Origin of the sequence: Haloarcula amylolytica JCM 13557 (genome assembly GCF_000336615.1) — an archaeon.
Lineage (GTDB): Archaea > Halobacteriota > Halobacteria > Halobacteriales > Haloarculaceae > Haloarcula > Haloarcula amylolytica.
The window spans coordinates 66,301-81,785 of the sequence record NZ_AOLW01000035.1 but is presented as its reverse complement, the minus strand read 5'-3'; the positions used below and the strand labels follow the sequence as shown (position 1 = coordinate 81,785).

General features: G+C 59.1%; 16 protein-coding genes. 6 read left to right on the top strand and 10 right to left on the bottom strand.

Translation table 11 applies throughout. The features are described 5' to 3' along the window. Window positions 1–648: 648 nt before the first annotated feature. The 5 genes from C442_RS21025 to C442_RS14355 all read right to left on the bottom strand — a co-directional run bounded on the left by C442_RS21025 (window position 649) and on the right by C442_RS14355 (window position 6,758). The gene (locus C442_RS21025) at window positions 649–1,455 is read right to left on the bottom strand and encodes a glycosyltransferase family 2 protein (RefSeq protein ID WP_008311651.1); all 807 of its coding nucleotides are present in this window, start codon (window positions 1,453–1,455) and stop codon (window positions 649–651) included. A gap of 645 nt (window positions 1,456–2,100) precedes the next feature. Further along, on the bottom strand, window positions 2,101–2,829 hold the full coding sequence (gene aglF / locus C442_RS14365; RefSeq protein ID WP_008311647.1) for a UTP--glucose-1-phosphate uridylyltransferase AglF: 729 nt from the start codon (window positions 2,827–2,829) through the stop codon (window positions 2,101–2,103). A gap of 884 nt (window positions 2,830–3,713) precedes the next feature. Beyond that, window positions 3,714–4,598 carry an IS1595 family transposase gene (locus C442_RS14360; protein WP_008311645.1) on the bottom strand — a complete coding sequence of 295 codons (885 nt, stop codon included), beginning with the start codon at window positions 4,596–4,598 and terminating at the stop codon, window positions 3,714–3,716. A 66-nt stretch (window positions 4,599–4,664) separates the two neighbouring features. Then, on the bottom strand, window positions 4,665–5,423 hold the full coding sequence (locus tag C442_RS21015) for a pentapeptide repeat-containing protein (protein WP_080504319.1): 759 nt from the start codon (window positions 5,421–5,423) through the stop codon (window positions 4,665–4,667). A 336-nt stretch (window positions 5,424–5,759) separates the two neighbouring features. Next, window positions 5,760–6,758 (bottom strand): tyrosine-type recombinase/integrase, encoded by a 999-nt coding sequence (locus C442_RS14355; RefSeq protein WP_008311643.1) that lies wholly within the window; start codon window positions 6,756–6,758, stop codon window positions 5,760–5,762. A 429-nt stretch (window positions 6,759–7,187) separates the two neighbouring features. On the opposite strand from C442_RS14355, the gene C442_RS14350 reads away from it, so the two are divergent. The 3 genes from C442_RS14350 (at window position 7,188) to C442_RS14340 (ending at window position 9,102) form a co-directional block, all read left to right on the top strand. Further along, a complete protein-coding gene (locus C442_RS14350) occupies window positions 7,188–7,937 on the top strand; it encodes a pirin family protein (protein ID WP_008311641.1) in 750 nt (249 codons plus the stop codon). Between the two features lie 96 nt (window positions 7,938–8,033). After that, window positions 8,034–8,594, top strand: a complete 561-nt coding sequence (locus C442_RS14345; RefSeq protein WP_008311639.1) for an NAD(P)/FAD-dependent oxidoreductase — start codon at window positions 8,034–8,036, stop codon at window positions 8,592–8,594. Window positions 8,595–8,688: 94 nt separating this feature from the next. Further along, a complete protein-coding gene (locus C442_RS14340; RefSeq protein WP_008311637.1) occupies window positions 8,689–9,102 on the top strand; it encodes a DoxX family membrane protein in 414 nt (137 codons plus the stop codon). Window positions 9,103–9,123: 21 nt separating this feature from the next. On the opposite strand, the gene C442_RS14335 is transcribed toward C442_RS14340, so the two are convergent. The 4 genes from C442_RS14335 to C442_RS14320 form a co-directional block, all read right to left on the bottom strand. Further along, window positions 9,124–9,738 (bottom strand): TetR/AcrR family transcriptional regulator, encoded by a 615-nt coding sequence (locus C442_RS14335; RefSeq protein WP_008311636.1) that lies wholly within the window; start codon window positions 9,736–9,738, stop codon window positions 9,124–9,126. 109 nt (window positions 9,739–9,847) lie between these two features. Further along, window positions 9,848–10,195: a TRAM domain-containing protein gene (locus C442_RS14330; protein ID WP_008311635.1), complete on the bottom strand. Its 348-nt coding sequence runs from the start codon at window positions 10,193–10,195 to the stop codon at window positions 9,848–9,850. A gap of 54 nt (window positions 10,196–10,249) precedes the next feature. After that, a complete protein-coding gene (locus C442_RS14325; RefSeq protein WP_008311633.1) occupies window positions 10,250–10,630 on the bottom strand; it encodes a hypothetical protein in 381 nt (126 codons plus the stop codon). Between the two features lie 75 nt (window positions 10,631–10,705). Beyond that, window positions 10,706–11,947, bottom strand: a complete 1,242-nt coding sequence (locus tag C442_RS14320) for a hypothetical protein (protein ID WP_008311631.1) — start codon at window positions 11,945–11,947, stop codon at window positions 10,706–10,708. 121 nt (window positions 11,948–12,068) lie between these two features. Between C442_RS14320 and C442_RS14315 the strand changes: the two genes are divergently transcribed. Next, complete coding sequence (locus tag C442_RS14315) at window positions 12,069–12,527, top strand: DUF6653 family protein (RefSeq protein WP_008311629.1); 459 nt, start codon at window positions 12,069–12,071, stop codon at window positions 12,525–12,527. 43 nt (window positions 12,528–12,570) lie between these two features. On the opposite strand, the gene C442_RS14310 is transcribed toward C442_RS14315, so the two are convergent. Continuing rightward, a complete protein-coding gene (locus C442_RS14310; RefSeq protein WP_008311627.1) occupies window positions 12,571–13,617 on the bottom strand; it encodes a phytoene/squalene synthase family protein in 1,047 nt (348 codons plus the stop codon). A 151-nt stretch (window positions 13,618–13,768) separates the two neighbouring features. Between C442_RS14310 and C442_RS14305 the strand changes: the two genes are divergently transcribed. Together C442_RS14305 and C442_RS14300 are read left to right on the top strand one after the other, a co-directional pair. Continuing rightward, window positions 13,769–13,996: a hypothetical protein gene (locus tag C442_RS14305; RefSeq protein WP_049943041.1), complete on the top strand. Its 228-nt coding sequence runs from the start codon at window positions 13,769–13,771 to the stop codon at window positions 13,994–13,996. A gap of 145 nt (window positions 13,997–14,141) precedes the next feature. Further along, complete coding sequence (locus tag C442_RS14300; RefSeq protein ID WP_008311625.1) at window positions 14,142–15,485, top strand: glycoside hydrolase family 68 protein; 1,344 nt, start codon at window positions 14,142–14,144, stop codon at window positions 15,483–15,485.

The window sequence follows — 15,485 nt, the reverse complement described above, 5'->3', positions numbered from 1 at the left end:
ATCTCGTGTAGTTTTAGAACACGCACAGTGTATTATATGACTCTTAACTACTGCGATCTTGGCGGATTCCAACCAGGACAATCAGACCACCAGCTAAGCATCTGTTCACTCGTGAACTGACCACGGTCGCTTCTTGATCGAATATATGAAGCCAGCTAAACCAGTTGGCGTTTAATCCCGGGATGCCCCTATTTGTATAGTAGCCGGGTCTCTGTCCAAATCATATGTGATCAATGATGGGATACGCTGCAGCATGGCTGCCGGTATGGCCTGTTTACTAAAACGGTCTCCGTCGTTGGATTCTTGATAACGATGGACCACATTCGTCGCCGACAAAGCGTAGCTACGGTCGCGAGGGGGACTATCTCACCGTACTGATGTCTTCAGATGAAGAGACTAGAACCGTGGAGTCGGAGCAGGCGACCCGACGGACCATTCTATCCCTTGTTGCGACTGGACTCTCGTTCGGAGTTGCAGTGCTTTTGAAGCGGGAGATATTGTATCGTGGGTACGGCGAAGATGGGTATGGTGAACAGGGGTTCGGCGAGTAACTAGTACGGCATATATCACGACTCTCTCTGAGGAAAGAGTTGGGCCAGCAGCTGCTAGTTTGCCTAAATTCAGAACACCGAAGAGACCCAGAGACAGTTAGTCTGACGGTCCCGCGGATTCCGAGGGTCGGTCAATATTAGGTACTTCGCCTCTGTCCTCTTCGTAGTGGGTGTGGTTGAGGAATCCTCGAATACGTCCAGCTGTCTTTGCAACAGTACTGCCCGCTTCTATAACGGTAGCTACCGGCGTTATTCTGACGTAATTCAGCGGGTCAAGTACCTCACAGAAAATATTCTTGAGTTGATCTGATCGCGAGACGTTACATTTTGACCAGTAGTACGGACTCTTTGTTTCGAGCTTATACTGTTTCTTCCAGTATTCAGTAATAGACGACGCGTACGGATGGTCAACGATGAGTTCGGGATCGTACCGAATATCAAACTCGGCTCTAACTCGCCTGGCGAGTTCCTTTTCCTCGTGACCCCACCCCATCTGTTCGTCCCACCCACCGACCGCCTTGAACACGTCCCTGTGAACGCCCATGTTACAGCCCCAGAAGTGGTTGACGTAGCAAGGATCGTCCCCCCAGTCGTAATGGGTGGTGAAATGGCGAGCAAACACATCATTGACTGGGTGAATGGTTCGACCGGCGTATGCCGCCTCTGTTTCGAGGAGTTCATCCGCTTTTTGAAGATATTCTGGGCGAGGTCGGGAATCATCATCCAGAAATACGATCTTGTCGGTTGTGGCTTGTTTGATCCCCTCATTTCGGGCTCTAGTCACAGGGCTCTCATCACACACGATAACCTCAAAGTCGTCGAACGCGTGCTCTTTGAGGCACTGTATTGCTTCAATCTCATCCCGCGGCTTCAATGTCGCGATAACAACGCTGACCGATACCATTAATTCTTCTATGAAGTAGAACTCCCCTTCAAGACATTAGTATAGGCATCCTGTCATTAGTAGGCAACGCATTCACCTGTCCTACCCTGGCATGGTTGCAATGACTGCCTGTACCCACGATACAACTCCATAGATGAACACCACAAACCCACCCATGGAAACCCAGCGTAGTCGTTTGTGATTTTTTGGGCGGACACCGTCTGGGTTACTGAGTTCGACCGCAAACAGAAAGCCTGCGTAGCTGAGCAGGTAATACAACAACGGGTTCCAACGGCCGATAAATATCATCCCCCCCAACGTCGCCGAGAGCCAGATGATGAAGACTCCCACGAACTGTCGAACCCATCCAGCGCACATAGCCAATCAATACATGGTCTTCCCGTTTTGTTATGCTACTACTAGCGCGTACTATTTGAAGGTGGTTTGGATCTCCTTACAGCGGCAGCCACCGTGTGGTAACTGCCGGCGCACAATCTCTGCCATAGAAAACTGGCAATGAAATGGACAGTATTTCGAAGCCAATGAAGTAACTGACGTTGGGATCCGCCATCAACTCACGATAAATCATATAGCTAACTGATAGGAACTCTCAGTGCCACATCGTCGTGATCCTAGTGGACAGATCTTTTGAGTGAACCTTCGATGTCAGGTTAGTGTAGCCGCTTCTTCTGAAAGGCGCTGTTCTGCAGTCTTCCTGTCTTCAGGATACCCAACGTCGACACGCCACCCGTTGAGACGAACAGCGTCGATCGTTCTTCCGCTGTCCATCAGTAAATCAATGGCATCGCTAAGTTCGTACTCGCTACGGTCAGAGGGCTGAACCAGACTACATGCTTTGAATATTGCTGGCGAAAACGTGTAAAAGCCGGTCATGACCAGGTTTGACGGAGGGTCGTCCGGCTTCTCAACTACATCGGTTATTTCACCATATTTATTCGTCACGCAAACGCCATATCTAGACGCTTCGTCTTCCGGAACCTCCTCTACCAGAAATGCGCAGTCGACACGCTGTTCTCGTTGTCGTTGTACGACTGTGTCGAGGTTTCCTCGAAACACATTATCTCCCAGCATCAACATAAAATCGTCCTCGATTTCCGGTTCGGCCTGTAACAAGGCGTGCGCTAGCCCAGCAGGTTCCTCCTGATGGACGTATGTTATCGGGACGCCGTTATACGAGTTTCCGTAATAGTCGATAATCTGCTCTTTTCGGTATCCGACGACGATAACAAACTCGTCTGCATCAAGTGAAACGAGCTCGTCAAGACAGTGGGTCAGAAGCGGTTTTTCGTCTACCTCAACTAACGCTTTCGGGAGGTCATCAGTCAGCGGCTGAAGTCGTGTGCCCTTCCCGGCCGCGAGAACTACTGCTTTCATCACTCACACGCTTTCCCAGATACCACATTGTAATGCTGCTACTAATCGGCCCTGTCATCGGTGGGTAAACCACTATTCTTTCCGCTGGTAACGTTGTTCAGCTATCGGCGTAGATCTCGAAGCGAATCCGAGTGGATAACGATGAACTCTTCTTCACCGAGTTGTGACTCATGCTCCGGCAAAAATATCAACTGTGAATCAGTCGAAGATTTGACAACAGTTAGTTCTTCCATCTCGTAGCCTAGGTCCGATTCCCAGTCTGGATCTGTCGGTACGTCTTCCCACTCCTCTGAGGACATCATTCAGCCGCCACTCCATTCAAATTTCCCGGTCTTGACAAATTCAATCGCTTGTGTGTAAACCGCGCACTCTGACCCTGGCCCCATAGCCCTACTCTTAGATTAAGACAATCTTTAAATTGTCTCTCTACTGCACTTACATCGAGCATATCTCGGAAAGGTGTAATTACTATATTAAAGATTGCGTCCTTATACCCAGCATCTACACATCATTTATACTCCATTTACTTACCAATCTATCCTACCGTCTCCCCCCAATAATACGGTGAAAACAGACTAATCTCCAATGGTAGGATAAAATTACTCCGACATTCGATGAACTAGACTGGGACATATCACTGTTTTGTGGCATAGCGCGGAGGAGCAGATGAACTGGGTACAGCCTTCGAATTTACTATCGGATCAAGTTCATTCGGAGATTTTTGAGTGTCCCCGTATCAGTGCCTCTCATATATCTGAAATCCATGTTCGCTCATCCGTAGCACATTGTTGATTTCACAACGTTGCTCGAAGAGCGTGTTTGAGAGCGTCTCGGCCGGGTTTCCGAAACAGCTCTCGNCGCTCATCCGTAGCACATTGTTGATTTCACAACGTTGCTCGAAGAGCGTGTTTGAGAGCGTCTCGGCCGGGTTTCCGAAACAGCTCTCGGCGTAGTTGAAACGCTCTGAGATACTGTGTTAGCTTGTCTTTGGAGATACCTCGGTGGGGCGAGAGCCACCGTCGCACCCGCGACGCGTGGCTCTCGCAGGTGTTGACGTGCACCTCGTCATCGGCGTATTCGCCGTCGCCGTGGACGACATATTCGCGGTCGAATGCGTTGTCGTCTTCGAGCGGTTCGTACGCTCGAAAGCCGTCGGTATAGACAGTGAGCGACTCCTCTTTGCGGTCGGCCAGCAGGAGTCGAATCGTCGATTCGTCTGCGGCTTTCGCCGGGATCACGTACCGCTGTCCGGTGCCGCGGTCGGCGATGATGAAAACGGGTGGTTTGTCTCCACTATACGAACCACGCCCACGCGTGGACAGGCCACGCGAGCGCGACTCCCGGTCGCGCTCGCGGCCTTTCTTCCCGGCAGAGACGTACACTTCGTCGATTTCGACCGGACCAACGAGATTGAGGGAAGGCGCATCGAGCGCTCTGGCGAAGCGCTCGATGCGCCGGTGCATCGTTTTGTATGTCACTTCGATTTCGCATTGTAGTTGGCGAAGATTCGTGTTAAACCGGAGAAACGCGTAAATTGAGAACAACCACCGTCGGAGCGCAATCTTCGAGTGAGCGAAAATTGTGCCCGTCTTGTCGTTGAACGTGCGGTCGCAATTCTTACAGAGATACCGTTGAAACTCTCTGTAGCTGCCGTTTCTGACCGTCCGGTCAGAGCGGCAGCGAGGACAGGTAACACCATCACGCCAGCGGACCTGCTCCAACAGGTCCGCTGCGACCGATTCCGACCCAAACACATCTAGCGGAATCATTCGTGTCGGGCACCGCTGACGCGGTGCCCTTGTCCTCTTCGACTCCGCAGCCACCGCTCTGCAGTATCAACAATCTCCTACGCAAGAGCGATCAACGAATGTAACGTGAGTCAGTCTCGAATCAGAAAAGTCAGCCTGTTGTAAATATGTATTGCGAAACGTAGCATCAAACAAGTCGGCATTCTCAAAATCCGCAAACCCAAGGCCGCCTGCTACCCGAGTTTCAGTTGACAGATCTGCATGAACTAAGGAAGCGTCGGTAAATTGTGCACCACGCCCTTCTATATTCTGGAAAACAGCATGGTCGGCGTGACAATCTGTAAAATCAGCATCATCGATATGAGTACCCGTAAAATCTGCTCTGTGGAGAAAGCAACCAGTGAAAATCGCCCCTGAGAGTCTTGAAGAGTTGAATTTCGCCTTCCATAACTGGCAATCTTCAAAGCTAATATCATCTCCCGAGGTTACTCCACAAAGATGGGGTTGATCTATTCTCTCAGGTCGATTTAATCTTCTATCTGCTAGCTCATTGGTCGGTTTGCCATATTCTTCGGCGTGCCAAATACAGTAGTCTGTTCCGTTCCAGGTCTCGCGCCAGCAACTCACACCACCTAATTCATCCCGTATATCATCATGAGGAGTCACATAGTCGCAGCGATTTGAAGAGTTGGGCGCAGAATTAGTGGCAGTATATTCTGATTTAACCTTTTTCGATGAGGAAGAATTCTGAGTGAGATATGTCCATATCTTCTTAGCACGGCCAGCCAACCGATAGATTGGTTGATATTTATTAGAAAAAATATTAGATGAGACGGTAGCCAGCATATTGGTAGCGTATCCTTGGTGGTGTATTAAATTGTGGAAATAGTTGTAAAATCACAGAACAGTGACACTCACGCCCAAACCTTCGGCCGTGAGATGGCGGGAAAAAAGCCGGTATGCTCCAACCACCAGTTTCGCGGTGGTTCGCTGGAGCAGTATCTACGCGACGGGTACCCGAAAGGCCGTACAGTCTGACTCTCGCCACGGCAGTTGCTCTCGCCCGTTCTCTTCAGACCATGCGAGGATCGCTTCGACGAAGGTGCGCTGAGGGTCTAACACGGACCCTTCTGGCTGCCTTCTAATTGAAATGCGTTCGTAGACGGTCTGTTTCCGTAGTCGTCAGATGTGGTCGAGGTAGCCCCGGCGCTGCTCCAGTTTCACCTCCTCGGACCGCTTGTCGTAGTGCTGGTCAAGCACTTTGCGGCTAACGTTCATCCTGTCACTGACTATCTCGACGGGCACGTCTTCTGAGAGGAAGTGCGTGATACTGCCTCGCCTGACCGAGTGCGGACTCACCGATTCGGGGCACCTCGGTTTCTCATCGCCCTCGCAGTCGGGGCAGGGTTCCCCGCGGTAACACGGTGCAGTAACGCGATATATCCTCTTGCGTATCGTCCCTCGGTGCATCCGACCGTAGTTCGTCGTCAGCAACGGGTCACGTCCGTAGTCGTCTGTCACGTCCAGACGCCGGTCGGCGATGTAATCTTCGAGCAACTCACCGAGCGCCGGCGTCATCGCCACTAAGCGCTCCCCGGCTTTCCCGTTCTTCAGCGTGGTGTCCTCCTCGGGACGATGGACTAAGCGGATGCGCCCCTGTTCGAAGTCGACGTCCTGAACGTCGAGAGAGTTCGCCCCACCGATCCGCATCCCGGTCTCCCACAGCAGGCTGAGGATGACGTGCTCGGTCGACCCGTACTCGTACTTCGTGAGGTAGTCGAGAATCTCTTGGGCCGTGTCGGAGTCGAGCGTCTCGTCGCGTTGCCGTTCTTCGGGGCGCACACGCGGAATCATGACTTTAGTGTAGAGGTTCTCCGGGACCGCTTCGATCGTACCGGCCCACTTCAGGAACACGCGAAGGGAGCTCATCTGCATGCGGAGCGTGAGCTTGTTGAGTCCGCCGTCGCCCTTCCGCCACAGCCGGTACTGTTGAATGTCGCGGCCTGAGAGCGCGTTGAGATTGTCTATCCCTTCCTCCTGGCACCACTCGATGAAGTGGTTCGTCCGGTAGAGATAGTTCCGGACCGTCGACTCTGAGCAACCGGTCTCCTTGTGATCGAGGAATAGTTCCTGAGCTGTACTCGGATCTAACGGTTCTAATTCGTCTCTATCCGTGGTCATCGTTGTCACGGGCCGCCTGGAGAACCCCTCTCGCGCGCGAAACCAGCATCGAAGAGTCAAGGCGCACTGCTAGACTTATCCGCCCCAACCCATTCTTGTGACGAACAGGCGTGAGGAGCAGAATGGTCCGGCGGATTCGGACCCTGCGAGACGAACGCAGTGAGTCTCGCTTCGGTGAGAATCCGCCCCAACCCATACGCTCGCTTCACACCTTTGAAGGACAGAATACCACTGTATGAGGCTGTGCTACGGCAGTTTCCATCGAGGCCAGTAGTACACGGAGAGCGAGGGGTTTGCCCGTCTGCAGGGCTTTGTTCCACCCGCGAGAGCAGATTCGATACCGGTGACGGCAGTGTCACCGAACCAAGACCAAAGAGTGATTGCAGTTCACTCCCGACAGTTTTTACCGCTCGGTAAACAAGGAGGAGTATGACTGAGAGCGAGTCGCAGGCGTCGACTGACAGGCCCATCTCCGGAGAGTCGGTCCGCCATGGGACGGGTGTGAATTCGAACCGTGCGTTTCCGACGGACGGCTATCCGCACAATCTGGACCCGTTCGTCCTGTTCGAGCAGTTCTATATCGACCCCGACAAGGGGTTCCCGATGCACCCCCACCGGGGGTTCGAGATCGTCTCGTACATGATCGAAGGCGGCATGGAACACGAGGACTCGCTCGGCGTCGCAAACACCGCGTACGAGAGCGATGCGATGCGAATCACGACCGGAAGCGGGATTCGCCACTCCGAGTTCCCCGCGGATGGGCAGGCCTGTACCGGACTCCAGCTTTGGGTGAATCTGCCGCAGGCGGAGAAGGACGCTGAGCCGGACTACGTCGACGCGACGGCCGACGCGCTTCCGACGGAGAAACGGGACGGCGCGACGGTCACGACAGTTGTCGGCGAGGGCTCGCCGATCAGCCTCTATACGCCGATGGAGTATCTGGACGTGTTAGTGACCGACGCGTGGACGTGGTCGGTTCCGGAGGAGTGGTCCGGGTTCCTCTACGGTGTCAGTGGGAACGGAACGGTCGAGGGGCATTCGTTCACTGACGGTGATGTTCTGCCGGTCACTGATGCGCGGTCAGTGACACTCCGGAGCAATGAGTCGCTCCGTGTCGTCGCCGTCTCGGGCCGTCCGCACGGCGAGCCGATCCGACAGCGCGGGCCGTACGTTCTATGAGTGGCCGGCGTTATCCGGTTGAGAGACATATGTGACCTTCCGGCCGAATTTTACCAGATGGTAAAACTCTTTTATTGGTGGCCCCTGGCTTGAGACATGGCAGATGTAGCAGTTGTCGGCGGCGGCCCCGCCGGACTGAGTGCGGCACAGTACGCGGCGAAAAACGACCTCGAAACGGTCGCCTTCGACACGGACGAGTCGTGGGTGCACAAGGCCCACCTGTTCAACTACCCCGGCGTGCGATCCATCAGCGGCGACGAGTTCCTCACCATCGCTCGCGGGCAGACCCGCGACCGTGGCGCAACGCTGCACGAGACAGAAGTCACCGACATTGAGCAGACTGACGACGGGTTCGTCCTGACGACGGACGACGACGAGTACACCGCGGAGTACGTCGTCCTCGCGACTGGTGGCGACCGCAGCCTCGCCGAGGACCTTGGCTGTGCGTTCACCGATGAGGATGTCGTCGACGTGACCGTCGACATGGAAACGTCGGTCGAGAACGTGTACGCGACCGGTGCAATGGGGCGAGCGGAGAAGTGGCAGGCGGTCATCGCAGCCGGCGACGGCGCGGCCGCCGTCCTCGACATTCTCTCGAAGGAAAAGGGCGAGTATTACCACGACTTCGACATGCCGTCGGACGTGCCGGAGCTCTAACGATGCAGCCGGAATCTACAAACACAATGAATCCCGCTACTATCCCGAATTGTACTGTTGGAAACACTCGTCTGACCTCGGTGGTGAGTTTGTGATGGCACCCGGACTCGACGTCGTGTTGCTCGTCGTCGGCCGCGTCCTCTTCGGCGGCGTGCTCGCCTTCACCGGCCTGAGCCACTTCACGCAGACCGAACAGATGGCCGGCTACGCCGAGTACAAGGGCCTCCCGGCGCCCAAATTCTCCGTCCTCGCGTCCGGCGGGCTCCTCATCCTCGGCGGACTCGGTGTGACCGTGGGCGTCTTCCCGGTCGTCGCGGCGGTCGCCCTCGCCGCGTTCCTCATCGTTTCGGCGGTTGCGATGCACGACTTCTGGGCCGTACCGGATGAGGACCGGCAGGACGAACTGAACAGCTTCCTGAAGAACGTGACGCTCGCTGGCGGCGCGCTCGTCGTCGCGGCGTCCGCAACCGGGACGTGGGCGCTCAGCGTCGGTATCAGCCCCGTCTGACGCTGTCTTTTCCAGTCCCGTCTACTGCGGCGGGTACAGCGAGTCGAGAATGAACTCGTTGACGGCGCGCTTGGCTTCGTCGGGTGCGTCCTCGTGGCCAAGGGCGATCCGTCGGCCCCGGGCCGCGTGAATCACGTCCGTGACGAGCTGGCCCATCAGTTCGGCGTCGACGTCGCGAAACGTGCCCTGCTCAACTCCGTCTTCGATGACAGTCGAGATGCTTTCTCGAAGGCGGTCGTAGTGCTCGTTGAACAGCGCTCGGTGCTCCGCGTCGTTTTGCGCGTAGGCGTACAGTTCGTGGTACACCTTCATCCGGTCCCAGTGCGAGAAGTCGTCGAACTCCGGGCCGAACAGGCATCGGTCGATGCGTACATCGAGCTCTGTGCGGGGATCGGTTTCGTCGTCGACCTCGACGCTACCCTCGTACTGGTCGATGATGTACTCCAGAAACGAAGATATCAGGTCGTACTTGCCGTCGAAATGATAGTGGATCACCTGCCGGGACATGTCCATCTCCTCGCCGATGTCCCGGACCCGCAAGTCCTTGTAGCCGTGCTTGCTCAGCGCCCGAAAGGTGGCCTCCATGATGACCTCGCGGGTGTCCTGTGGCGTGCTCTGCCCGTCCGATTCGCTCATGGTCTGTTTTATCGTGGTAGGCACATATCGGTTTCTCCCTCCGTCGGGACTGGCGATCCGGCGTCGAGCGGGACGTGCCTCGCCTCGAGGCTGTACCCGCTCCCCTCGCTCACGCGCGTTCGACGAACCGAGCGTCGGCGGAGGTGTGATCTCGGTTGAACGACAGCACCTTCGCCCGGATCACGTCGCCGGCCGACACAGACGACGGCACGTCCTCGGTGAACAGGACGAATCCCTCGACTTTCCCGACAGCGACGCGGTCGCCGGAGTGATGGTCGCTAAATTCGGTGATGCCGAACTCGTAGGTCTCGCCGAGTTCGACCGGCGGGTCTCGCTCCTGTGCGGCCTCGTGAGCGCGTTTCGACGCACTGCCGGATGAACGGCGGGTAATCGCGAACGCCAGCGCGAGGCCCACGGCGAGGGCGGCTCCGCCGGCGGCGAGCCAGATCAGTTCCATGCCAAGGGTTGCAGGACGAACGGATTAATACCTTTCAGACTCCGGCGACAGAACTTACAGTCCGAGGCGGTCCCGGATACCGCCGCCGCTGGCGTCAGAATCCTCGCCCTCAGGGCCCCACTCCGTCGGTAGCTCGGCCGCGAGCGACGTGACCTCGTCGTCGCTGTAGCGGTGGTCCGCCGTCGCGTCGTCGAGCCAGTCCGCCCACTCCTCGGCCGTCATCCGGCCCTGCGAATCGACCTCCCACTGGTCGACGAGCGCCTCCCGGTCGCGGAACGGGATGTCCATGCCGCTGTCGCCCCAGTACAGCGGGGAGAGCGCGAACTCGTGGGTGTCGTCCTCCAGCCAGACGACCCGATAGGGGTAGTCGTTGTAACAGAACACGTCGTCCGGCGAGACGACGTCGCCGTTGGGGAGCTCCAGGGTTCGGGACATTACGCTACTGTAGGGGCTACCCACGTTTCAGGATTATGCGTCGGTAGGAATACCGGAGCCACCGGAGCAGCGCCGCTACACGAGCGGGTCACACAGCGCCCACTCGTCGCGCTCGGGGTCGAGGTTCGAGGGTTCTGCGCCGCGGTCGGTCACGATGCCGGCGTGGTAGTAGATCGCCTTCAGTTGGAAGACGGTGGGTGAGTGGTAGACGCTGCCGTCGGTGAGTTCCGAGCGGCGGAGTTCGCCGTCGCCGGTCAACACTCGCTGGCGAACGGTCTCGTCGCCACGGAGGAACAGTTCGACGGTGAACTCGGGGTGGAGGGCGTGGAGGTACTCGACGAACTCGACGAGCGACGGGGAGTCGAAGCCGTCCCGGTGGCAGGCGTAGAGCCCGTCGACGAGCAGCTCCGTGGCCGGGTAGTCGGAGACGACGCGGCGGACGAGCTGGCCCCACTGTGGCGCGACGTCGATGAATCGCTTGCGGGAGCGCTGCCAGTCCTCGAACCGTCGGAGGGCAGCCTCAACGTTGCCAACCGTCCGGAGCGCGAACCGGACGACTTCCCGACCCAGCGGTGTCAGCGTGAGCGATCCCTGGCCGGCGTCGATCAGGTTCAAGAACTCCGCACCGGCGAGAGCGCCGTCGACGGCCCCGACGACATGAGACGCAAGCAGGTCCCGTGCGTCGCCGTCATGGTAGACGGCCAGCGGGACAGCGATGTAGTTCTTCGGATGGTTGAGCCCGAAGTTCTGGTCGGCGACGCCCTGGGCACTGGCCTGGAACCGGATCGCCGAGGCGGCGTCCATCGATCCGTGGCCGACCACGCGGGGCCGTTCGAGGACCGAAACCGAGCCGTCGGGGTCGACGCCCAGCACGCCGACGTTCAGCTCGCGGGCCATCGTCCGCGCGGCGGTGGAGATGCCGCTTCGCGGGGCGGTCAGGAACGCGACGTTCGCCTCGTTGAGCCGGTCGTGGGCCTGGACGACCCCGCGCTCGGCGTCGACGCCACCGCCGCCCGTGTAGCCCTTCGCCTCGACAGCGATCAGCGGCGGCCGGTCGCCGAGCCGGTCGACGGACAGCAGGTCCGTCGAGAGCGTCTGCACGCCGACGAGGTCGGGATAGCCCGTTCCGACCTGGATGTGGTTGAACGGCGCGAGCGTCGCCTGCACGGACGCCTCGATGGGCGTCTCGTCCAGCCAGCGCCGCTGGGCGAACTGCGTGTCCGCGACGACGTAGGCGTCCTCGCGGTCCGCGAACAGCCGGTCTTTCGTCCGGGCGAGTACCTGTGGCTCGGAGAGTCCCGACGCCGCTGTGGCCATAGGCGGCGTTCACACAGGGCGGACATGAGTGTTCTGTCCCCGGAGAATCAGATCGGGGCCGCCGCTCTGGGCCACACCACCCGGCAGCAGTGTTATCTTCTGCCACGGTCGATAGGTAGATATGACAGCACCACTACCGAACAGCGTCCGGGACTGGTTCTGGAGCCGCCACTCGAATCCCAAGAGCGGCTGGTCGCGCGTTCCGACCGGCGCTGTCATTGTGTACGCAGTGTATCAGCGTCGCTGGCGACTCTTGGCCGCGGCGCTGCTATGGACAGCTATCAACCCAATCCTGTTCGCGCCGCCGGACACCGAGGATGCTTGGATGACCCGCGCCGTGCTGGCAGAGCGGTGGTGGCTCGGGGAGCAGGACAACGGAACGATGGGCCTCGATTATCCGAACGTGTGTAACACCGGCGGCGCGCTGGCGTCGGCTCTCGCGCTGTACGCCGCCTGGCGTCGACGACCGGTCAGCGCCGCGGTTGCCACGCTGGCGATGAGCGGGCTGAAGCTCTGGTGGCTCAGAGAGATCGTGCAGCGGTACGACAAACGCGGTTCGGAGCAATCGGCGCTCGCGTGAACGGCGAAGCGAGCCTCGAAAAGAGGAATGTCTCTGTTGGTCGTCAGTACTGGTGGAGCGGTTGCTGGCGGATTTTGGCCCGCAGCTCCCCGATCGAGGGGTCGCCGTCGCCGCCGAACTGCTGTGTCACGGAGTGGACCTCCTCGCGGGAGATCTTGACGTTGCCCTGCTCGATGACGTCGGCGGGTCGCTCGCGGAGTTCCCGGATCGTCCCGACGGCAAGCAGGAACGGAATCGCCCACGCGGAGAGCGTGTTGCCGCGGGTCTCCGGCATGGCTTCGAGCCACGCCTGCGCGTCGTCGAGGTAGCCCTCCGCTCGCTCGGTGACCTGCTCGATGACGGGGACCAGCGAGTCGACGTTGTCGGTGTCGCTCACGTCGCTGTGGTCGAGCCCCTGCTCGTGGAGCAGTTCCAGCGGGAGGTAGACGTTGTTCTCCTCTTCCATGTCCGTCGCGGCGTCCTTGGCGACGTTGACGAGCTGGAGCAGGAGGGCAAAGGAGCGGGCGTTTTCTTCCATCTGGGCGACCTGCTCGTCGGTGGCCTCGTGGGAGACCAGCCCGGTCACCAGCGTGCCGACGGTGCCGGCGGCGTACCAGCAGTACTCTTCGAGTTCGTCGAGCGTCTTGATTCGCAGTCCGCCGGCGTCGGCGTAGCGGTCGACGAACATCGCCATCCCGTCGACGAGCTCCCGGACCGGCCCGCGAATCGTTTGCGTGGAGTGGTCGTCGAGGGTGTGAAACACGTCGACGATGCGGCCCGCGTTCTCGACGACCTCCCAGTCGGCGTTCGTCGTCGTTGGAATCCACTCCTCGACGGCGTCGTGAAACGACGACACGGTCGTCCCGCTCGACGGTTCGAGCGAGCGGCTGTACGTCTGCAGGAGTTCGGTCTGCACCGCTGGAGGGAGATGACCGGCGTCTTCTATCGTGTCAGCCACACGGCAGAGAAGATAGCCCAGACAGATGTCCCGGGCCATCGGTTCGTTGAGTTCCGAAATTGTGAGACTAAACGTCCGTGACACACGATGGACGGCATCGTAGCACCACTCGATGTCTTCCGAAGACGACCGGTCTGTGTGGTTCTGAGACATTCCCGACATCCGGGGTAGGGCATACGATGATAAAAATGGGACGGCTACGGCGTCAGTTCGATCCCCGTCACGGTTCGATGTTTCGACAGACTCACCAGTGTCCGAGTCTAACTGTAAGTATGAACGGCACAGCGACGGGGAGGCCGCGACCGTGAACAGCCAGGACGCAGTAGTGTTGGCGCTGACGGTCGTCGCTGCGATCATCCTCCCGGGCCTCGCAAACTGGGGGTTCAGCACGCTCGGCTACCCCTGGATCGGGAGCGCCGCCTGGGCGCTGGGGTACGGCCTCGGCGTCGTCTTCATCTGGCACGAGTGGGTCCGGCCGCTCGATATCACCGGTCCAGAGGGCGTCAGCCGAAGCGAGGACTCGGGCGAGTAACGCGCTGCTCGGCCGCACCTGACTACCGGCCATCAATTTTCTCAGCCAGCCACGTCGCAAGAACTGGAATGTTGAATATCTTTCATACAACACCTGTGGTACCCGCCTGACAACATTTATACCCGTGGTCGGCCCAACGTGAGTTATGACAAACGAGGCGCTCGGCGAGGGTCGTCCCGGGACGAAGGGACGCGCCGGGTGGACACGCGAGCAGGCGAGTCGGATCGAGCGGACCGACGACACCGTTGCCCCCATCGTCTACCCGCCCGCGACCGAACAGATCCCTGAGGTCCACATCTGGGATACCTGGTTCCTCCGCAACCGCGACGGCACGCTGGCGACGGTCGACGGCTACCGGGTCTGCTTCTCGCTGACGGCTCCGTCCGACTTGCTACCCGGCAAGCGCCACGACGTGGCGACTATCCGCTGTTTCTACTCCGACGACGGCCGGAACTGGCACAACGCCGGCCCGGTGTTCGAGGACGCGCTGGGCCAGCGCCAGTGGGCCGGGTCCGCCTTGTACGACGACGACGGCAGCGTCTATCTGTTCTATACGGCGGCCGGCGAGGAGGGAGCCGACGACCTGACCTACACGCAGCGGATCGTCGGCGCGGGCGGCGGCAGCATCGACACGACGGACGGGTTCGAGCTCTCGGGGCCGTGGACCCACCACGAACTGCTCCAGCCCGACGGCGACCGCTACGAGCGCGAAGACCAGTCCCGCGGGATGATATACACCTTCCGCGACCCGTGGTTCTTCGAGGACCCCGAGACGGGCGAGACCTGGCTCCTGTTCGAAGCGAACACGCCGGTTCCGGAGGGGAGCGACGTCTGCGATGGCGACGCCGCATTACAGGAGTTCAACGGGAGCGTTGGCGTCGCCCGCTCGCCGACGGGCGACCCGCTGGAGTGGGACCTCGAAGACCCGCTGCTGGACGCCGTCGGCGTCAATCAGGAGCTCGAACGGCCCCACGTCGTGTATCGAGAGGGCCTGTACTACCTGTTCATCTCCAGCCACCTCCACACGTTCGCGCCGGGGGTCGAGGGCTTCGACGCGCTGTATGGCTTCGTCGCGACGGACCTCCGCGGCGAGTACGTCCCGCTGAACGAGTCCGGACTCGTCGCCACGAATCCCGAGAATGCGCCGTTCCAGTCCTACTCGTGGATGGCGTTCCCCCACGGCGACGAGGTGCTGGTCCAGAGTTTCTTCAACTACTACGACTTCGACGGCGACACGCTGGACGAAATCGCCCATCTGTCCGAATCCGAGCAGATGCGTCGGTTCGGCGGCTCGCTCGGCCCGACGCTCCGGCTCGATGTCGAGGGGAGCCGAACGCGTATCATCGGAACTCTCGGGCACTGGCACATCCCGCTGGACGGCGAGACGCTGCCGCTGACGGACAGGGAACTGATCCGGCGCGGAAAGGGCAACGAGACCAGCGCCGGGAGCTACGGCACCCGAACCGAGACTGGCACCGAGTCAAAGTAA

Excerpts from the sequence above, each read along its gene's own strand:
- C442_RS21025 (WP_008311651.1), bottom strand. The coding sequence starts at position 1,455 with ATGGTATCGGTCAGCGTTGTTATCGCGACATTGAAGCCGCGGGATGAG.
- aglF (WP_008311647.1), bottom strand. The coding sequence starts at position 2,829 with ATGAAAGCAGTAGTTCTCGCGGCCGGGAAGGGCACACGACTTCAGCCG.
- C442_RS14360 (WP_008311645.1), bottom strand. The coding sequence starts at position 4,598 with ATGATTCCGCTAGATGTGTTTGGGTCGGAATCGGTCGCAGCGGACCTG.
- C442_RS21015 (WP_080504319.1), bottom strand. The coding sequence starts at position 5,423 with ATGCTGGCTACCGTCTCATCTAATATTTTTTCTAATAAATATCAACCA.
- C442_RS14355 (WP_008311643.1), bottom strand. The coding sequence starts at position 6,758 with ATGACCACGGATAGAGACGAATTAGAACCGTTAGATCCGAGTACAGCT.
- C442_RS14350 (WP_008311641.1), top strand. The coding sequence starts at position 7,188 with ATGACTGAGAGCGAGTCGCAGGCGTCGACTGACAGGCCCATCTCCGGA.
- C442_RS14345 (WP_008311639.1), top strand. The coding sequence starts at position 8,034 with ATGGCAGATGTAGCAGTTGTCGGCGGCGGCCCCGCCGGACTGAGTGCG.
- C442_RS14340 (WP_008311637.1), top strand. The coding sequence starts at position 8,689 with ATGGCACCCGGACTCGACGTCGTGTTGCTCGTCGTCGGCCGCGTCCTC.
- C442_RS14335 (WP_008311636.1), bottom strand. The coding sequence starts at position 9,738 with ATGAGCGAATCGGACGGGCAGAGCACGCCACAGGACACCCGCGAGGTC.
- C442_RS14330 (WP_008311635.1), bottom strand. The coding sequence starts at position 10,195 with ATGGAACTGATCTGGCTCGCCGCCGGCGGAGCCGCCCTCGCCGTGGGC.
- C442_RS14325 (WP_008311633.1), bottom strand. The coding sequence starts at position 10,630 with ATGTCCCGAACCCTGGAGCTCCCCAACGGCGACGTCGTCTCGCCGGAC.
- C442_RS14320 (WP_008311631.1), bottom strand. The coding sequence starts at position 11,947 with ATGGCCACAGCGGCGTCGGGACTCTCCGAGCCACAGGTACTCGCCCGG.
- C442_RS14315 (WP_008311629.1), top strand. The coding sequence starts at position 12,069 with ATGACAGCACCACTACCGAACAGCGTCCGGGACTGGTTCTGGAGCCGC.
- C442_RS14310 (WP_008311627.1), bottom strand. The coding sequence starts at position 13,617 with ATGTCTCAGAACCACACAGACCGGTCGTCTTCGGAAGACATCGAGTGG.
- C442_RS14300 (WP_008311625.1), top strand. The coding sequence starts at position 14,142 with ATGACAAACGAGGCGCTCGGCGAGGGTCGTCCCGGGACGAAGGGACGC.